We start from the raw sequence: 17,946 nt of genomic DNA on the forward strand, positions 1-17,946 counted from the left end.
CGGGATCCGCCCCGCCGCCGGGGGCGGGGGCGGCTGGGCGCGGGGCGGCGCGGGCATCAACCCAGCCTGCGCGGCCTACGCCCCGGTCAGACGCCGGTCGTCGGTCGGCGAACGCCGACCGGCGAATCGTGGCGCACCTCTCGACGTGAGGGGCTCCGCCGTTGCAAAATCGATTCAACGCAGCCTATTGACGTTGCCGACGGAGTCCCCGTAGCGTCCCAACGCATCTAGAGCGATGAACTACGTTCACATGGACGAAATGAGGGGCGCTATGGTGTCCGGTATAGCTCCCACCCAGGTCGTGGCGGTGTCGGCCCGGTTGTTCCGCACGACGACCGGGCTGGTGAGCGATTCCGATGGGCACGCTCACCCTGGTGAACGGCGGGGTGTGGAGCGGGTTCTGCTCACGGTCACCGACAGCGAGGGCAACGAGGGGCACTGCCTGACCGACGCGGCCCATGCCGGTGAGGCGCAGTTGGCCGGGCATGTGCGGCCGGTGCTGGTCGGGCAGGACCCGTTCGACCGTTCACGGTTGTGGCAGGAGCTGGCCAGGCGGCAGCGGGGCAGTGCGGGCACCCTCGGGGACCGTACGCTCGCCGTGGTAGAGCAGGCGCTGTGGGACCTGGCGGGGCGCCGCCTCGGGCTCCCGGTGTGGAAGCTGCTCGGCGGCATGCGCGACCGGGTCCCGGCGTACGGCAGCACGATGTGCGGTGACGAGATCCCGGGCGGCCTGGCCACCCCGGAGGACTACGCCGCCTTCGCCGAGAAGCTGGTCGCCGACGGCTACCACGCGGTCAAGCTGCACACCTGGATGCCGCCGGTGTCGTTCGCGCCGAGCGTGGCGATGGACATCAGGGCCTGCGCCGCGGTCCGAGAGGCGGTCGGCCCCGACGTACCGCTGATGCTGGACGCGAACCACTGGTACAGCAGGTCGCAGGCCCTGGAACTGGGGCGTGCGCTGGACCGGTTGGGCTTCCTGTGGTTCGAGGAGCCGATGGAGGAGTACTCCACGCAGTCCTACCGGTGGCTCTCCGACCAGCTAGACACCCTGGTCATCGGCCCGGAGAGCGTCGAGGGCCGGCAGCAGGCCAGAGCCGAGTGGATCACGGCCGGCGCCTGCGACATCCTGCGGGTCGGGGTGCCGACGGCGGGCGGCATCGGCCCGGCGCTGAAGACCGTGCACCTGGCCGAGGCGTTCGGAATGGACTGCGAGATGCACGGCGGGGGCGCGGGCACCCTGGCGGTGCTCGGCGCGGTCTCCAACAGCCGCTGGTACGAACGCGGCCTGCTCCACCCCTTCCACGACTTCGACGAGGTGCCGCCGCACCTGACGCGGGCGGTCGACCCGATCGACGCGGAGGGCTTCGTGCACCTCAGCCAGGAGCCGGGGCTCGGCGAGCACCTGGACCTGGAGTACATCGCCGCCGAGACGGTCAGGTCGTGGTGACCGGAACGTCCTGAATCCGCCCGGCCGCCGGCCCCCGGTCGGCCGCCCTCGCCGACGTCCCGTCTGCAAGCGCTTTCCGCACACCGCGTGAACCGCCTGCGAACCTCACGAAAACAGCCCGCCGATCACCCCCGTATCCCCCAGCACTTCGCAGAGAGGCACCTCCCATGAAATCCCGTACCACCACCGCGCACCGCCGCTCGGTCCAGGTCACTGCCGTTGCCGCGGCCGTGGTCGCGTCGCTCTCGCTCACCGCGTGTGGAGGGGGCTCCGGTGGCTCGGGCGGCTCCGGCGGCAAGGTCAAGCTGTCCTTCTCCTGGTGGGGCGACGCCTCCCGGGCCAAGGCCACCCAGGACGCCATCGCGGCCTTCGAGAAGGCCAACCCCACCATCACCGTCAGCACGCAGTACGCGACCTTCGGGCCGTACAACCAGAAGCTGGCCACCCAGATAGCCGGCGGCGGCGCCCCGGACCTGATGCAGATCGACTGGGGCAACCAGAGCCAGTACGCGCAGAGCAACACTCTGCTGGACCTGGCCGCGGGTCCGGGCGCGGTGGACATCTCCGGCCTGGACCCGAAGTTCGCCGGCAGTGGCAAGGAGGGCGCCAAGCAGGTGGCGATCCCCTTCGGCCAGGCCACGCAGAGCTTCGTGGTGGACGTCACCAAGCTCGAAGCGCTCGGGGTGGCCGTGCCGAAGGCCGGCTGGACGTGGGACGACGTGGCGACCTTCGGCGCCGAGGTGAAGGCCAAGTCGGGCGGCAAGCTGTACGGCATCAGCGACCCGGGCACCACGTGGGCGGCCTTCCAGTCCTGGCTGCTGCAGCAGGGCAAGCAGCTCTACACGGCCGACGGCAAGCTCGGTTTCGGCAAGGACGACCTGACGGCCTTCTGGACGATGTGCGACAACCTGCGCAAGTCCGGTGCGGCCACGCCCGCGAACCAGACCGCGACCCTCATCAACGGCCCCGCGGAGGACCCGCTGGCCAAGGGCACCGCGGCCGCCGAGTGGGACTACGACAGCATCTTCGCCAGCCACGCGGCGGCGACCAAGGACAAGCTCCAGCTGGTGCCGCTGCCGACGATCGGCGGGCAGACCGGGATGTACGCCAAGCCGTCGATGCTGCTGTCGGTGTACGCCAAGTCCAAGCACCCCAAGGAGGCGGCGAAGCTGCTGAGCTTCCTGGTCAACGACAAGGCGGCCGGCACGGCGCTGGGCACCAGCCGCGGGCTGTTCCCCAACACCGCCGTGCGCCAGCAGCTGGCGGCCACGGCCACCGGCAACGACAAGGTCGTGGCCGACTTCGAGGCGGCCAACGCCTCGCAGCTGGCCGCCACCCCCGCGGCGCCGCCGAAGGGCGACGGCCAGCTGATCACCCTGATGCAGCGGATCTACGGCGGGGTCAGCTTCGGCCAGCAGAGCCCGGAGGCGGGCGCGGGGTCGTTCATGCAGCAGGCCGAGCAGATCCTCGGCAGCTGACGGCCGGCAGCGCAGTGGCCTGAGGGAAGAACACAAGGAGGAAGCTGGTGAGTTCGACGGCCAGGCTTGACAGGCAGGCATCGGCGTCGCCGACGCCTGCGACGAAGGAACACCGCACGATCCGGAAGCAGGGCTTCGCCGATCGAACCGCCGGTTACGTATTTCTGCTGCCCTGGTTCGCCGGGATCGCGATCTTCACCATCGGGCCACTGGTCTATTCGCTGTACCTGTCGTTCACGAACTACGACCTGCTGCAGTCGCCGAAGTGGGTCGGTTTCGCGAACTACCACCAGATGTTCACGGCCGACCCGCGCTTCATGCACTCGGTCCGCGTCACGCTGATCTACGTGGTCGTGGTGACACCTGTGAAGCTGGCGCTCGCACTGGGTGTCGCGATGCTGCTGAACCGCAAGCGGCGCGGTATCGGGATGTACCGGTCGCTGTTCTACCTGCCCTCGCTGCTGGGCACGAGCGTGGCGGTGGCCCTGGTGTGGCGCTCGCTGTTCTCGCAGGGCGGCGCGGTCAGCAACGGCCTGGCGTCGCTGGGCCTGCCGAAGACCGACTTCATCAACGACCCGAGCTGGGCGCTGCCGGCGATCATCCTGCTGGCGTGCTGGCAGTTCGGTGCGCCGATGGTGATCTTCCTGGCCGGGCTGAAGCAGATACCGTCCGAGCTGTACGACGCGGTGGACGTCGACGGCGCCAACAAGTGGGAGCGGTTCCGGCACGTCACGCTGCCGCTGCTGTCGCCGGTGATCTTCTTCAACGTGCTGCTGGAGACGATCAACTCCTTCCAGGCCTTCACCCCGGCGTTCGTGATCAGCGGCGGCACCGGCGGCCCGGCGGACTCCACGCTCTTCTACACGCTGTACCTGTATCAGAAGGGCTTCACCGACTTCCAGTTCGGCTACGCGTCGGCCATGGCCTGGGTCCTGCTGGCGGCCGTCGCGGTGCTGACCGCGCTGATGTTCAAGGTCTCCAGGGTCTGGGTCTTCTACGGGGACGGAGGGAACCGATGAGTGCTCGTACCGCACCCGCGCTGCCCGGCCGCAAGGCCGCCGCACGCGCCAGCTCCGGGCGCCGCACCGGCCGTACGGTGCTGTGGCACGTCGGCGTCGTCGCCATCGCCTTGGTGGTGGTCTACCCGGTCATCTGGATGCTGGGCACGTCCTTCAAGCCGGCCACCGAGATCGTGACGTCCAACCGGCCCTGGCCGCTGCACTGGACGCTGCAGAACTTCCCCGACGGGTGGCACGCCAACCCGGGGGTCACCTTCGGGAAGTTCTTCGTCAACTCCCTGGTCATCTCGGTGCTCGCGGTGGCCGGCACCCTGCTGTCCTGCTCCTTTGCCGCGTACGCCTTCAGCCGGCTGGAGTTCCGCGGTCGGTCGGTCCTGTTCGCCGCGATGGTCGTGACGATCCTGCTGCCCTACCACGTGCTGATCGTCCCGCAGTACGCGATCTTCAAGCAGTTCGGCTGGATCAACACCGACCTGCCGATCGTCGCGCCGAAGTTCCTGGCCACCGAGGCCTTCTTCATCTTCCTCATGGTCCAGTTCATGCGCGGCATCCCGCGGGAGATCGACGAGGCGGCCAGGATCGACGGCTGCGGCCCCTACCGGACCTTCCTGTGGATCCTGCTGCCGCTGACCCGCCCCGCACTGATCACCAGCGCGATCTTCAGCTTCATCTGGACCTGGAACGACTTCTTCACGCAGCTGGTGTACCTCAACGACACCGAGAAGTTCACCGTGCCGATCGGGCTTTCGCTCTTCGTCGACCAGACGGGCGCGACGTCGTACGGGCCGATGATGGCGATGTCGATCCTGGCGCTGCTGCCGGTGTTCCTGTTCTTCCTCGCCTTCCAGCGGCTGCTGGTCGACGGGGCCACGTCCAGCGGTCTGAAGGGATGACGCGGATGGCTCTGCAGGGATCGCAGGACGCGCGCCACCGGCCGCGGACCGGCTGGGCGCTGAGCCCGGAACGGGGCGAGCAGGTGCGGACGGCGGCCGAGACGATGGCCGTCGGTGCGCTCTTCCTGCTCTTCTCGCTGCCGGTCGTGACGGCCGGCGCCGCGTGGTGCGCGGCGGCCGAGGTGGTCGCGGGCTGGCACCGCAAGCGCGAACTGCCGCTGTGGCGCACCTTCACCACCGTCGTCCGCCGCGACCTGGCGGCCGGCCTCGCGATGGAGGGTGTGCTGCTCGCGGTCGCCGCGCTGACCTGGTTCGAGGTGCATGTCGTCCTCGGCGCGCGAATGCCCGGGTATGCGCTGGAGGCCGCGGCGCTGGTGCTGCTCGGCGGCCTGCTGGCCGGCTTCGTGCTGCTGGCCGCGGCCTGCCGGGCCGACGGCGGCGGGCTCTCCTGGCGGGAGGCGGTCCGCGCCGCGGCGGACCACGCCCGCTCGATGCCCTCGACGCTGCCGCTGGTGGTGACCGCGATGGCCTTCACGGCCGCGCTGGTCGCCATCGTGCCGGCCTTCGCCGGTTTCATGGCCGGGCCGCTGGCCTTCGCCGTGTCGGCGGTCGTCGCCCGCAATCGCAAGGCGGACACGCCGGAGGACACCGATGCCTGAGCCCCTGACCCCCGAGGTGCCGCGCCGGCCGCTGCGGGACCGCCCGGTGCGGGTCGCGATCGCCGGGACCGGCGCGATCGCCCGCGAGGCGCACCTGCCGGCCTACCGTGCGCTGGGCGCCGGGGTGGAGGTCGTGGCGGCCTTCGACATCGACGAAGCGGCCTGCCGCGCCTTCTGCGCCGACCGGGGTGTGCCGCACGCCTACTCCGACCTCGGCACGATGCTCGAAGAGCAGCGCCCCGACCTGGTGAGCATCTGCACCCCGCCGGCGGTGCACCGCGAGCAGACCGCGGCGGCGCTGCGGGCCGGCGCGTGGGTGTGGTGCGAGAAGCCGCCGTGCCGCTCGCTGGAGGAGTACGCGGCCATGGAGGCGGCCGAGGGCGGCGAGGGCGGCCCGTACGCGGCGATCGTCTTCCAGCACCGCTTCGGCTCCGGCGCCGACCATGTGCGGGGGCTGATCGCCCGCGGGGCGCTGGGCCGGCCGCTGGTCGCCCACTGCCAGACGACCTGGTATCGCGGCGCGGACTACTACCGGGTGCCCTGGCGGGGCAACTGGGCCGCCGAGGGCGGCGGTCCGACCATGGGCCACGGCATCCACCAGATGGACCTGCTGCTGGACCTGCTCGGCCCGTGGTCGCAGGTGCGGGCGATGACCGGGCGGCTGGTGCACGACGTGCAGACCGAGGACGTGTCCACCGCGCTGGTGCGCTTCGAGAGCGGCGCGATGGCCACCGTGGTCAACAGCGTGGTCAGCCCGCACGAGATGAGCCGGATCAGGATCGACTGCGAGCGCGCCACCGTGGAGCTGACCCACCTCTACCGGCACTCCAACGGCGACTGGCGGATCACCCCGGCACCCGGTGTGCCGCCCGCCGAGGTGGCCGCGTGGCGGGACATGGGCGAGGACGTGCCCAGTTCGCACCTGGCGCAGCTGCGCCCGCTGGTCGCCGACCTGCGCGCCGGGCGCCGGCCGCGCGCCAGCGGCGCCGACGGGCGCACCAGCCTGGAGCTGGCCGCCGCGCTGTACAAGTCGGCCTTCACCGACACCACGGTCAAGGCCGGCGAGATCGGCCCCGGCGACCCCTTCCACGCCGCCATGAACGGCGGAGGCCGCGAGCTGTGACGACGCAGGCGGGCACACCCCTGAGGACGTGGGACGACGGCGCGTGCCTGACGGTGGAGGCGGCCGGGGTGCGGCTGCTGCGGTACGTCCACGCGCCGGACCCGGAGCCGAGCGAGGCGCCCAAGCCGTACGTGCACCCGCTGCGGACACTGGCGGGCGAGGCGGTCACCGACTACCGGCCGGCCGACCACCTGTGGCACAAGGGCCTGCAGATGACCGCCTCCTACCTGTCGGGCCAGAACTTCTGGGGCGGCGGCACGTACCTGCGTGCGGCGGGCGGCTACACGGACCTGGACAACCACGGGACCATGCGGCACGACGGCTTCGACGCGATCGGCACCGGGAGCTTCACCGAGCGCCTGACCTGGCTGAGCCGCGGCGGCGAGCCGTGGGTCGGCGAGCGGCGTACGGTGACCGCGTCGGTGCTCGGCGAGCAGGTGTGGGAGCTGGTGTGGCGCACCGAGCTGACCGGGCTGCGGGACGAGCCGCTGCGATTCGGCAGCCCCACCACCAACGGCCGTGAGCTGGCCGGTTACAGCGGCCTGACCTGGCGCGGCTCCCCCGCCTTCACCGGCGGCACCGTGCTGGGTCCCGACGGCCGCGGCGGCGCGGCAATGATGGGGACGGCCGCGCCCTGGCTGGCTTTCCGCAGCCGGGCAGGCACCACGCTGGTCTTCGAGGCGGCGGCGGGCGAGGGCGGTCCGCCGACGCACTGGTTCGTCCGCAGCGAGCCCTACCCGATCGTGAACCCGTCGTGGGCCTTCCACGAGGAGTTCACGCTGGCGGCCGGTCAGCGGCTGGCCTGGGACCACCGGGTGACGGTGGTGTCGGCGGCCTGGGACGCGCGGCAGGTGGCGGAGCATCTGCGGCAGCGCGCCGCCGGGTGAGCGGGCGGGGGCGCCGCGGGCGGAAATTGCGTACCGCGGCGGCGGGAAGGGGCGCAGACTCGGCGCATGGCTGACTCGGGTGACACGGCCGGCAGGAGTGGCACGGCCGGTATGGCGGACTTCCGGCGGGCGGTCACGGCGTGGGCGGCAGGCGGCGACGGCGGACCCGCGGGCGAACTGGCCGTACGCCTGCCGGTGCGGGTGGCCGTGCTGCTGGAGGGGCCGAGCGACGCGGCGGCGGTGGACGCGCTGGCCGAGCGGCGCGGCAGGGACCTGGCGGCGGAGGGGGTGTGCGTGCTGCCGATGGGCGGTGCGATGAGCGTCGGGCGCTTCGTCCGGCTGCTGGGGCCGCAGGGGCTCGGCCTGCGGCTGGCGGGGCTGTGCGACGAGCGGGAACACCCCTATTACGCCCGTGCGTTGGATGCCTCGGGCGCGGACGGGCGGGACTTCTTCGTGTGCGCGGCCGACCTGGAGGACGAGCTGATCCGGGCGCTGGGCACGGACCGGGTGGCGGAGCTGATCAGGGCGGAGGGCGACCTGCGTGCCCTGCAGACCTTCCTGAACCAGCCCGCGCAGCAAGGGCGTACGGCGCAGGCGCAGTTGCGGCGCTTCCTCGGGACGAAGAAGGGCCGCAAGATCCGCTACGGCCGGGTCCTGGTGGCGGCGCTGCCCCAGGACGCGGTGCCCGCGCCGCTCGACGGCCTGCTCCGCAGCCTGCTCAGGGACGGGTGAGCCCCGCCCGGCTCATGTTTCCTTGAGCCGGTCGCGCTGGATCTGCCGGGCCAGGGCGCGGCGCACGGACGCCGGGGCCGCCGCCGGGGGATGCGGGGCGGGCAGGTCGAGGCCGCGGCTGATCGTGTCGTACGCGGCCCGGTAGCTGCCGGGCAGCCGCGTACGGTGCTGCCGCAGGTCCTCCTCGACCAGGCGGCGCAGTTCGTCGACGTGCTGCGGGGTGAAGTGCTTCCGGCCCCGTGCCAGGGTGTCGACGCAACGCCCGCATGCGGCGGCCTCGACCCTCCCGGCGATCTCCTCGGCCAGCGCCCACAGCCGCCCTTCCAGCCAGGGCGCGTCGCCCTGGCCGAGATCGAGGTCGAGGCCGGGCGGCGGCGCCGGCTGCCCGGTGCGGGACGCAGCGACCTGCTTGGACACCGCGGGCTGGCTCATCCCGGAGATCCGGGCGATCCGCTCCTGCGTCCAGCCGAGGCCCGCCAGGATCCTGATCGTCTCGGTGCGCAGCCTGCGCATCTCCTCGCCGGCGCGGATGACCTCGTTCATGTCGGCGAGCATCCGGGCGGCCTGCTCCTCGGTGAGGGTGTCGGGCTCGCGGTCCATGTCCTTGGCCATATCTGGGGTGTATACCTGAGCCCCCCGATTATAACCTGGTTGTACAACCCGGTTATGGACTGGCAGACTGCGGCCATGCCCACCTTCACAGCACCCGACGGAAACCGGCTGGCCTACCGCGTGACCGGCGAGGGCGAACCGCTGCTCTGCCTGCCCGGCGGCCCGACCGACGCCCGCTACCTCGGCGACCTGGGCGGCCTGTCCGCCCACCGCCGGCTGGTGCTGCTCGACCCGCGCGGCACGGGCGGCTCCGCGGTCCCCGAGGACACCTCCTCCTACCGCAGCGACCGCCAGGTCGAGGACGTCGAGGCGCTGCGCGCCCACCTCGGGCTCCCCCGGGCCGACCTGCTCGCCCACTCGGGCGGCACCAACACCGCGATGCAGTACGCGGCCCGCCACCCGCACCGCCTGCGCAGCCTCGCCCTGATCGGCCCCAGCACCCGGGCGGTCGGCATCACCGTGACCGGCGAGGCCCGCCGCGCGGTCGCCGCCCTGCGCGCGCACGAACCGTGGTTCCCGGCCGCGTCCGCCGCCCTCGACGCGCTCACCGCGGGGAAGCCGGCCGGCTTCGAGGCGGTCACGCCCTTCTTCTACGGCCGCTGGGACGCGGCGGCCCGCGCCCACCACGCCCTGGGCCGCCCGCAGAACACCGAGGCCGTCGCCCTCTTCGGCGCGGGCGACGCCTTCACCCCCGGGGCCACCCGCGCGGCACTCGCCGCCTTCGGCTCCCCCGTCGTGCTGCTGACCGGCGAGTTCGACCTGAACAGCCCACCCGCCACGACCCGCGAGGTGGCCGCCCTCTTCCCCGCCGCCACCGTCACCGTCCAGCCCTCCGCCGGCCACTACCCCTGGCACGACGCCCCGTCCGCCTTCACCGCGGCGACCGCGGCCTTCCTCGGCGCCGGGAGGTAACCGCGGGCGCCGGGCGGAAAAGTCGGTTTGCCCCGCACCGGGCGCCCTCTAGGGTCGAGCGATGAGCACCCGCACCTTCCGTGTCACTGTCCGCGGTGTCTTCGACGGACTCACCCCCGAGCAGCGCGCGCGGCTGCTGGCCGAGGCGGCGGAGCACGACGTGCTGCACGCCGCCTTCACCGCAGAGGGGCATATGAGCTACGACCTCGCCGCCCGGGCGGCCTTCACCTTCCGCTTCCAGGACGTGGGGGAGGACGAGGAGGACATCCTGATCGCGACCGAACGGGCCGAGGACGCGGCCAGGGCGTGGCTGGGCGAGGGCGGCTACGGGTACAAGAACCTCAGGTCCCAGGCCGAGGACCTGTCCCTGGCCCCGCTGGGCAAGCGGCAGCGCCGGGCCGCGGGGAAGAGCTGAGAGGCCGGCACTGCGCACACGTGACGGGCCGGCGGGGTCATCCCCGCCGGCCCTTTGCTCACGTGCCCTGTCAGCCGCAGGTCAGGGTCGGTGCCCCCCAGTCGCCGTGGTCGTTGCCGTTGCCGTCGCCCGCGTCGCCGACCACCAGGTCGAGGACCTTGGCGCCGGTGACGTCGACGTCGATCGCGACGGCCGCCTGCTTGCCGCGGAGCGTCTGGGTCGTCGTCAGGGTCTTGCCGTCGGCGATCACCGAGAAGGTGACGCTGCCGCCGGTGCCTGACTCGTCGTCCACGCCGACGTGGGCGGTGAAGCGGGTGCAGACGCCCGAGAGGTAGAGCTGCACGTCGCTGACGGAGTTGGTGCCCAGGCCCTTGGCGTAGCCGGTGCCTGCGATGCTGATCGGGCGGCCGTCGCCGGCCGCCTGCTCGCCGACGCTGGTGTCCCGCTCGACCGGGCCCCAGCCGTTGGTGGAGGACAGGAAGGGCAGGTCGCTGACCGCGTTCTGGCCGGCCGCGGGGGCCGGCGGGATCGCGCCGACGACCCGCTCGTCACCCGCGCTCGCCCCCTTGGCGCGCTGCACGTAGTGCACCGTGCTGCCGAGGACCGAGGCGGCGGGCAGCGTCCCTGCGGGCGGCTGCACGCTCCAGTGGAAGGTGGCCGACTTCCCCGGCTGCACCCGGGCGGCGGTGACCGGCCCCTGGGCGGTGGCGGTCCAGCCGTCCGGCAGGGCGAGCGCGGCCGTCAGTGCGGTGGCCGGCGGCTGGTCCGCCGGGACGCTCACGGTCGTCGAGGCCGTGAAGGCCTGCCCGGACTGCACGGTGTCGGGCACGTCCAGGTTCACGTCCGCACCGGGGGCGGCCGGCATCGCGTACGTGGCGTGGTCGTAGCGCGGGCTGGCGTTCTGGCCGACGTGCAGCGACGAGGCGTAGCTGCCGTAGTCGGTCAGCTCGACCTTGCCGAGCCCGCCGGTGCTGCCGTCGAGGTTCCACACGGCGATGGCGACGGTGTTGTGCCCGTTGGGGTTCAGGATGCCGTTGGGCACCGGGAAGGTGTGCTGCGGACCGAGGTAGTTCACGTAGTTGCCGACCTGCCAGCCGTTCACGAAGATCGTGGCGCGGTATTTGCGGGCCGGGTCGTCGGTGAAGGTCAGGCCGAGCGAGGTGTCCTGGCCGTGCGGCAGGTCGAGGTCGACTCCGGTGCGGTACCAGGAGACGCCGGCGCGGGTGTCGGTGGCCGGCAGCGAGACGTCGGACCAGGAGGCGTCGGGGTAGCCGGGCAGGCTCCAGCCGGCGCGCTCGCCGTACAGGCCGCCGTTGGCCAGCGGGCCGCGGACCGTGTCGAGCAGGTCCTCGCCGCCGCGTACGCCCTGCAGCCGCCAGGTGACCGGGGTCAGCGGCGCGCCGAGGAGCGAGGCGCTGGTCAGGCCGCGTGCGGTCTTGTTGCCGTTGGAGGAGTTGTAGTCCTCCTCGTGGCCCATGTTCACCGTCAGCACCGAGATCACGTTGTCGCCGGTGGGCTTCACGGAACCGGCGGGGAAGGTGAAGTCGGCGCTGCCGGTGGTGGAACTGCCGAGGAAGGTGCCGTTGAGCCAGGCGGAGAACGCCTGTGCCTTGCCGCCGGAGTCCGAGACCAGGTGGATGCCGGTCGCGCCGCCGTCGGCGCGGAAACGGCCGCGGTACCAGGTGTTGCCGGTGTGGAAGCCGTAGTCGTCGGCGTAGAGCACGGGCAGCGAGTTGACGCCGGAGGAGCTGTTGGTGGTGGACTTGTCGGCCACCTGCCAGCCGGAGTCGTCGAAGGACGCCGCAGCCTCGGGGGACTCCTCCTGGTGCTTCCAGTTCGTGAGCGCCGGCAGCGTCACCGGTGCGGCGACGGGGATCTGCCCGGTGCGGCTTCCGGTGGCCGATGCAGCGGTGTCGAGGATGCGGCCGTTCCAGCTGACGCGGTCGGCCGAGGTGAAGACCTCGATGTCCTTGTCGTCGGCGTTGTCGCCGGTGAGCGCGACCGTACGCCCGCCGTCCTGGCTGACCGCGGTACGCAGCAGGTGGGTGCCGCGCACCAGCACGGGGCCGGTCGCGGTGTCCTGCTGCCAGAAGGTCGCCGCGGTGGCGTTGTCACCGACGAGCAGCAGCGCGGGGCGCGAGCCGCCGCCGCTGACCGAGATCCGGATCAGGCCGTTGTGCTGGTAGTTGAGCCGCAGGTCGCCCGTCGCGGGATCCCAGGTCGTGTCGACCTGGCCGCCGGTGCTGGTGACGGTGGGCCGGGAGGTGTAGTGCAGTACGGTCTCGCCGTCGCTGCCCTTGTCCCCGTAGAGGACCGAGACGTCCCGCTCGCCGATGGCAGCGGTGGTCATGATCTCGGAGGTGGAGTACTGCAGCTGGGAGTCGCCGAGCTTGTAGTTCGCGACGATGATGTGCGAGTCGCGGCCGTCGAGGGTGATCGCGGTGCCCGGCTGCTGCGGTACGACCGGGTAGGTCGGCTGCTGCGCGGTGGTGCCGGTCGGCACGTCGATCGCGTCGATGGACACGAAGTTGTCGGTGGACGCGGAGCTGTGGGTGCCGGTCGCGACGATCTTCAGGGTGTGCGCGCCCGCTGCCAGGCCGGTCTTCTGGAAGACCACCGCCTGGTTCTCGCTGCCGGAGTCGTCCACGGTGGCGACCTTGGTGCCGTCGAGGTAGACGTCGGCGAAGCCGTGGTTGTTGGTCTTCGGCCCGATCCAGCGCACGGCGGTGCCGTCGAAGGGGACGGTGACCGAGTCGCCGGCGACGTTGGAGAACGACTCGGTCTTCTTGTAGTCGCCGCCGGTGTAGCTCTGGTTCGCCACGTGCGACCAGGTGCCGGTGTACTGCAGCGCCGTGTCGGTGTCGTCCCAGGTGTACGTGGTGTCGGTGACGGGCTGGGCGTTGAGGTCCAGCGAGATGTGCGTGGTGTCGACCGCGGTGGAGGTGGAGTTGCCGTGCCGCAGGACGTGGAACTGCGTCTTGGTGTCGGGGTTCATCCGGGCGGTGTCGACGATCGCGCTGTCGTCCGGCGGGGTGGCCCTGATCTGGTCGGTCTTGGTCAGCGGGGCCACGGACTGGGTGAAGTAGCCGATGAGCTTGTCCTCGTCGTACTTCGGGTCCAGCTGCCGGTTCTCCCGTATCGCGGCGCCGTAGTCGTAGGAGGTGTAGTTCTCCGGCATGCCCAGCCAGCCCCAGTTGGTGCCGCCGTAGGTCATGTAGAAGCTCTGGGCGGTGGCGCCGACGGCGATGTTCTGCTTGTAGAAGACGTTCGCGAACTGGTCGTTGATCAGCTCGGCGCACTTGTCGTAGCCGGGGCCACCCCAGGGGTCGAAGGCGCCGCCCTGGAACTCCGGGGTGTACAGCGGCTTTCCTGCCGGGTGGTCGTAGCTGATGTCGGGGACGCCGTTCCACTTCGCGGGGTTGGAGCAGTTGAAGCCCTGCGGATAGGAGTCGGGGCCGTCCACGGCCAGGGCGCCGTCACCGGAGTTGAAGGTGCCGTTGTTGTTGCCGGTGAGCGGCACCGTGATGCCGTCGGCGGTGGCCTTGTCCTCCAGGTGCTTCATGTACGCGCGGGCGTCGGCCGAGCCGTTGTAGTACTCGTTCTCGACCTGGTAGGCGATGACCGACCCGGTGCCGTTGGTCACCTGGTGCCGCGCGAGGATCCGGTCGATCTGGGTGAGCCACTCGTCGGCGTACTTCAGGAACTTCGGGTCGTTGGTGCGGTTCTTCTCCTCCTTGGTGGTCAGCCACCCGGGCAGGCCGCCGCTGTCGACCTCGGCGTTGATGTACGGGGCCGGGCGGGCGATCACGTACAGCCCGGCCTGCTCGGCCATGTCGAGCAGCTTGTCGACGTCGCGCACGCCGGTGAAGTCGTAGACCCCCGGCGCCGGGGAGTGGTAGTCCCAGTCGAAGTAGAGCGAGGTGGCGTTGAAGCCGGCCGCCTTCATCTTCTGGAAGATGTCCAGCCACAGGTCGGGGCTGGGGAGCCGGAAGTAGTGGAACTCCCCCGACCACAGGTAGGTGCGCTTGCCGTCCACCATGAACGAGTAGCCGTCGAAGGTGACCGTCCGCGGCTTGTGGGCCGCCGCGGGCGCTGCGGCCGCGCTCGGGGCGGCGTCGCTGCGCCCGGCGTTCGCCGCGACCGCGGGCGCCGCCATGCCCGCGGAGAGCGCGAGGGCCGTACCCGCGGCCAGGCCCGCCCACCATCGTGCGCGGCGGCCGGTTCTCGCCGCCGCGGAACCGTTCGGATGTCTGTGCACTGCCGTCCTCCACACTGCCCGATGAGCCAACTCCAAACAGATTCAATCGAAGTCGCACAATAGGAGCGTTCGAACGAGTGCACAATAGTGCGGACGAAGGTCGTCCGCATCGACTTTCGTCCGTGCGAGATCCCTTGACAGGTGGGCGCGTTGGGGCTGAGATGTGGCCAACTGTTGAGTTGCGTCGGATTCTGTTCCGACCCCGGCCGGCCCGTCCTCCGCTTTGAGCCGCACCACCCCGGGCCGCGCCCCCGAAACGTCCGATCCCCCCGGAACGAACGATGGGACCCCGCATGCCGATCCCCCGAAGAATCATCGCCTGCGTCACCGCCGGAACCCTCTGGACCGGTGCCCTCGGCCTGGCCGCCGTCGGCGCAGGTGTCGCCACCGCGTCCCAGGCCGCGGCGGTGGACAACGGCCTGGCCATCACCCCGCCGATGGGCTTCAACGACTGGAACGCCTTCGGCTGCAACGTCAGCGAGCAGCTGATCAAGGACACCGCCGACTACTTCGTCAGCTCGGGGCTGAAGGCGGCCGGCTACACCTACGTCAACATCGACGACTGCTGGATGACGCACACCCGCGACGCCCAGGGGCGGCTGGTCCCCGACCCGGTGAAGTTCCCCGACGGCATCAAGGGCACCGCGGACTACGTCCACAGCAAGGGCCTCAAGCTCGGCATCTACGAGGACGCCGGCACCGCGACCTGCGCCGGCTACCCCGGCAGCCTCGACCACGAGGCCACCGACGCCCAGAGCTTCGCCGACTGGGGCGTGGACTACCTCAAGTACGACAACTGCAACAACAAGAGCGACGGCACCCGCGCCGACTTCCTGCGCCGCTACACCGCGATGGGCGACGCGCTCAAGGCGACCGGCCGCCCGATCGTCTACTCGCTGTGCGAGTGGGGCCAGCAGCAGCCCTGGGAGTGGGCGGGCGACATCGGCAACCTGTGGCGCACCACCGGCGACATCAGCGACAACTGGGGCAGCCTGAAGTCGATCACCGACGCCAACCTGCCGCTAGCCGCCTACGCCAAGCCCGGCGCCTGGAACGACCCGGACATGCTGGAGGTCGGCAACGGCGGCATGACCGACACCGAGTACCGCACGCACTTCTCGCTGTGGTCGATGATGAACGCGCCGCTGCTGATCGGCACCGACCTGCGCAAGGCCACCCAGGCGACGATGGACATCCTGCTCAACAAGGACGTCATCGCCCTGGACCAGGACCCGCTGGGCAAGCAGGCCACCGTGCTGTCCTCGGCCGGCGGCGCCCAGGTCGTCGTCAAGCAGCTCGCCAACGGCGACCGCGCGGTCGCCCTCTACAACGAGTCCGACCAGCCGCAGCACATCGCCACGACCGCCGAGGCGGTCGGCCTGCCCGCGTCGGGCGCCGGCTACCGGGTGCGCGACCTGTGGCAGCACCGCGACTACCAGTCGGCCGGCAGCCTCGCCGCGACCGTGCCCGCCCACGGCACCGTCCTGCTGCGCGTCGGCAAGGACGTCCACGCGCTGCTCGACCCGGCACTGGTCGACGCCGGCGTCGGCGGCACCGCCCTGCACATCCAGCCCGGCAAGGGCGCCGACGTCACCGCGACCGTCACCGACCTCGGCACGCTGCCGGCGCTGAACGTCGCGGTGAAGCTCACCGCACCGAACGGCTGGTCGGTCCGCCCCAAGGGCCGGACCAGCGTCGTCGCGCTGGCCGGCGGCAACACCCTGACCACCACCTGGCACATCGACGTACCGGCAGGCACCGACACCGGCACCTACGCCTTGTCCGGCACCGTCTCCTACAGCGGCGTCGGCGCCCATGCGGCCGTCAGCAGCCCGCTCAGCGGCCAGGTCGCCGTCGCGGTCCCGCCGCCGGCCGGCACCTCCTACCTCAGCGACCTGCCGTGGGAGTCGGCGTCGAACGGCTGGGGTCCGGTGGAGCGCGACACCAGCAACGGCGAGACGGCGGCCGGTGACGGCCACCCGATCACCCTGGGCGGCACCGTCTACGCCAAGGGCCTCGGGGTGCACGCCCCGAGCACCGTCGCCTACTACACCGCAGGCGGCTGCACCTCGCTGAGCGCCACCGTCGGCATCGACGACGAGAAGAAGAACAGCAAGGGCTCGGTCGAGTTCCTGGTGCTGGCCGACGGGAAGCAGGTCGCCGACAGCGGTGTCGTCACCAGCACCACCGGCGGCCACCCGCTGACCGCCGACATCACCGGCGCCCAGGTCGTCCAGCTGGTCGTCACCGACGGCGGCGACGGCAACGACAGCGACCACGCCGACTGGGCGGGCGCCGCGATCACCTGCTCATGACCGCCGCGGGCCGCTGCCGACGGCAGCGGCCCGCTCCCGACCGCCCCGCCTTCCCGCCGAGCGCCCACTTCTGCCACTGGCCGGTGTCCTTACGCAGTGGCAGCGTGGTCGGCGACACGGAAGGGCGGGGCACGGTCATGGAGAACGCAGGGGCGCGGGCGGGTACGGCGGCCGGTGTGCGGGGCGGCGACCTGCTGGAGCGGGCGCGGACCGGGGACGGCGAGGCCTTCCGTGAGCTGGTCGAGCCGCACCGGCGGGAGCTGCACGTGCACTGCTACCGGATGCTCGGCTCGCTCCAGGACGCGGAGGACGCCCTGCAGGACGCGCTGCTGACCGCCTGGCAGGGCCTCGGCGGCTACCAGGGCCGCGCGAGCCTGCGCACCTGGCTCTACCGCATCGCCACCAACCGCTGCCTGAACGCCCGGCGTTCCGCGTCCCGGCGGCCGGCCAAGGCCTGGGACATCCCCGGCGTCCAGCCGCCCGAGCCGACCCGGCTGGGCGAGGTCGTCTGGCTCGAACCCTTCCCCGACACCCTGCTGGCGGGCGCAGCCGGCGCACCACTCGGCCCCGAAGCGCGCTACGAGCAGCACGAGTCGGTCTCGCTCGCCTTCGTGACCGCCCTGCAGGTGCTGCCGCCGCGGCAGGTCGCCGTCCTGCTGCTGCGCGACGTCCTGGGCTTTCCCGCCGCCGACGTCGCGGGCATGCTCGACGCGACGCTCGGCTCGGTCAACAGCGCGCTCAAGCGCGCCCGGGCCGCGCTGAACCGCCGGATGCCGCAGCCGGACGGGCACCCGCCGGCCCCCGCGGCCGGCTCCCCCGAGGAGCAGGCGCTCGTCGCCCGCTTCGTCAGCGCCTACGAGTCCGCCGACCTCGACGCGCTGATCGCGCTGCTGACCGACGACGTCTTCATGTCGATGCCGCCGATGCCGCTGGAGTACGAGGGCCTCGACGTCGTCGCCCGCTTCTGCGGACAGGTCTTCCGCGGCGGCCGGCACTTCGACCTGGTCCCCACCCGCGCCAACGGCCAGCCCGCCTTCGGCGCCTACCTGCGGTCCCCCGACGGCGTCCGCCACGGTACGGGGCTGCTCGTCATCTCGCCGTCCGGCGACCGGATTTCGGCGATGGTCCGCTTCGAGTCCGGCGTCCTGCCGTGGTTCGGCCTGCCGCGCTCACTGCCGGCCCGCTGACGGCAGGCG

At 71.8% G+C, this 17,946-nt stretch carries 14 protein-coding genes; 12 read left to right on the forward strand and 2 right to left on the reverse strand.

Features of this window, described 5'->3' with window-relative positions:
* Positions 1 to 388 precede the first annotated feature (388 nt).
* From JT723_RS20205 to JT723_RS20240, 8 genes are all read left to right on the forward strand, one after another.
* Positions 389 to 1,447: an enolase C-terminal domain-like protein gene (locus JT723_RS20205; RefSeq protein ID WP_205046117.1), complete on the forward strand. Its 1,059-nt coding sequence runs from the start codon at positions 389 to 391 to the stop codon at positions 1,445 to 1,447.
* A gap of 167 nt (positions 1,448 to 1,614) precedes the next feature.
* Positions 1,615 to 2,925, forward strand: coding sequence for an ABC transporter substrate-binding protein (locus JT723_RS20210; protein ID WP_205046118.1), 1,311 nt, complete (start codon positions 1,615 to 1,617; stop codon positions 2,923 to 2,925).
* Between the two features lie 47 nt (positions 2,926 to 2,972).
* A complete protein-coding gene (locus tag JT723_RS20215) occupies positions 2,973 to 3,944 on the forward strand; it encodes a carbohydrate ABC transporter permease (RefSeq protein WP_205046119.1) in 972 nt (323 codons plus the stop codon).
* Complete coding sequence (locus JT723_RS20220) at positions 3,941 to 4,837, forward strand: carbohydrate ABC transporter permease (RefSeq protein WP_205046120.1); 897 nt, start codon at positions 3,941 to 3,943, stop codon at positions 4,835 to 4,837. The genes JT723_RS20215 and JT723_RS20220 overlap by 4 nt, the downstream gene beginning before the upstream one ends.
* Positions 4,838 to 4,842: 5 nt before the next feature.
* Positions 4,843 to 5,496, forward strand: a complete 654-nt coding sequence (locus tag JT723_RS20225) for a DUF624 domain-containing protein (RefSeq protein ID WP_205046121.1) — start codon at positions 4,843 to 4,845, stop codon at positions 5,494 to 5,496.
* Entirely contained in the window at positions 5,489 to 6,619 is a 1,131-nt protein-coding gene (locus JT723_RS20230; protein ID WP_205046122.1) for a Gfo/Idh/MocA family protein, read from the forward strand. Before JT723_RS20225 ends, JT723_RS20230 begins: the two co-directional genes overlap by 8 nt.
* Positions 6,616 to 7,506 carry a DUF6807 domain-containing protein gene (locus JT723_RS20235; protein ID WP_251513181.1) on the forward strand — a complete coding sequence of 297 codons (891 nt, stop codon included), beginning with the start codon at positions 6,616 to 6,618 and terminating at the stop codon, positions 7,504 to 7,506. Before JT723_RS20230 ends, JT723_RS20235 begins: the two co-directional genes overlap by 4 nt.
* Positions 7,507 to 7,572: 66 nt before the next feature.
* Entirely contained in the window at positions 7,573 to 8,238 is a 666-nt protein-coding gene (locus JT723_RS20240) for a TOPRIM nucleotidyl transferase/hydrolase domain-containing protein (RefSeq protein ID WP_372441342.1), read from the forward strand.
* A 12-nt stretch (positions 8,239 to 8,250) separates the two neighbouring features.
* Here JT723_RS20240 and JT723_RS20245 read toward each other — a convergent pair whose 3' ends face one another.
* Positions 8,251 to 8,850 (reverse strand): sigma-70 family RNA polymerase sigma factor, encoded by a 600-nt coding sequence (locus JT723_RS20245; protein ID WP_205046123.1) that lies wholly within the window; start codon positions 8,848 to 8,850, stop codon positions 8,251 to 8,253.
* A 75-nt stretch (positions 8,851 to 8,925) separates the two neighbouring features.
* Between JT723_RS20245 and JT723_RS20250 the strand changes: the two genes are divergently transcribed.
* Together JT723_RS20250 and JT723_RS20255 are read left to right on the forward strand one after the other, a co-directional pair.
* Entirely contained in the window at positions 8,926 to 9,762 is an 837-nt protein-coding gene (locus JT723_RS20250) for an alpha/beta fold hydrolase (RefSeq protein WP_205046176.1), read from the forward strand.
* Positions 9,763 to 9,823: 61 nt separating this feature from the next.
* On the forward strand, positions 9,824 to 10,177 hold the full coding sequence (locus JT723_RS20255; RefSeq protein ID WP_205046124.1) for a DUF6204 family protein: 354 nt from the start codon (positions 9,824 to 9,826) through the stop codon (positions 10,175 to 10,177).
* A 70-nt stretch (positions 10,178 to 10,247) separates the two neighbouring features.
* On the opposite strand, the gene JT723_RS20260 is transcribed toward JT723_RS20255, so the two are convergent.
* The gene (locus tag JT723_RS20260; RefSeq protein ID WP_240165927.1) at positions 10,248 to 14,333 is read right to left on the reverse strand and encodes a beta-galactosidase; all 4,086 of its coding nucleotides are present in this window, start codon (positions 14,331 to 14,333) and stop codon (positions 10,248 to 10,250) included.
* A 395-nt stretch (positions 14,334 to 14,728) separates the two neighbouring features.
* On the opposite strand from JT723_RS20260, the gene JT723_RS20265 reads away from it, so the two are divergent.
* Both JT723_RS20265 and JT723_RS20270 read left to right on the forward strand, forming a co-directional pair.
* The gene (locus JT723_RS20265) at positions 14,729 to 16,750 is read left to right on the forward strand and encodes an NPCBM/NEW2 domain-containing protein (RefSeq protein WP_240165898.1); all 2,022 of its coding nucleotides are present in this window, start codon (positions 14,729 to 14,731) and stop codon (positions 16,748 to 16,750) included.
* A complete protein-coding gene (locus JT723_RS20270) occupies positions 16,747 to 17,937 on the forward strand; it encodes a sigma-70 family RNA polymerase sigma factor (protein ID WP_240165899.1) in 1,191 nt (396 codons plus the stop codon). The genes JT723_RS20265 and JT723_RS20270 overlap by 4 nt, the downstream gene beginning before the upstream one ends.
* Positions 17,938 to 17,946 lie beyond the last annotated feature (9 nt).

It is taken from the genome of Actinacidiphila bryophytorum (genome assembly GCF_016916835.1).
GTDB lineage: Bacteria > Actinomycetota > Actinomycetes > Streptomycetales > Streptomycetaceae > Actinacidiphila > Actinacidiphila bryophytorum.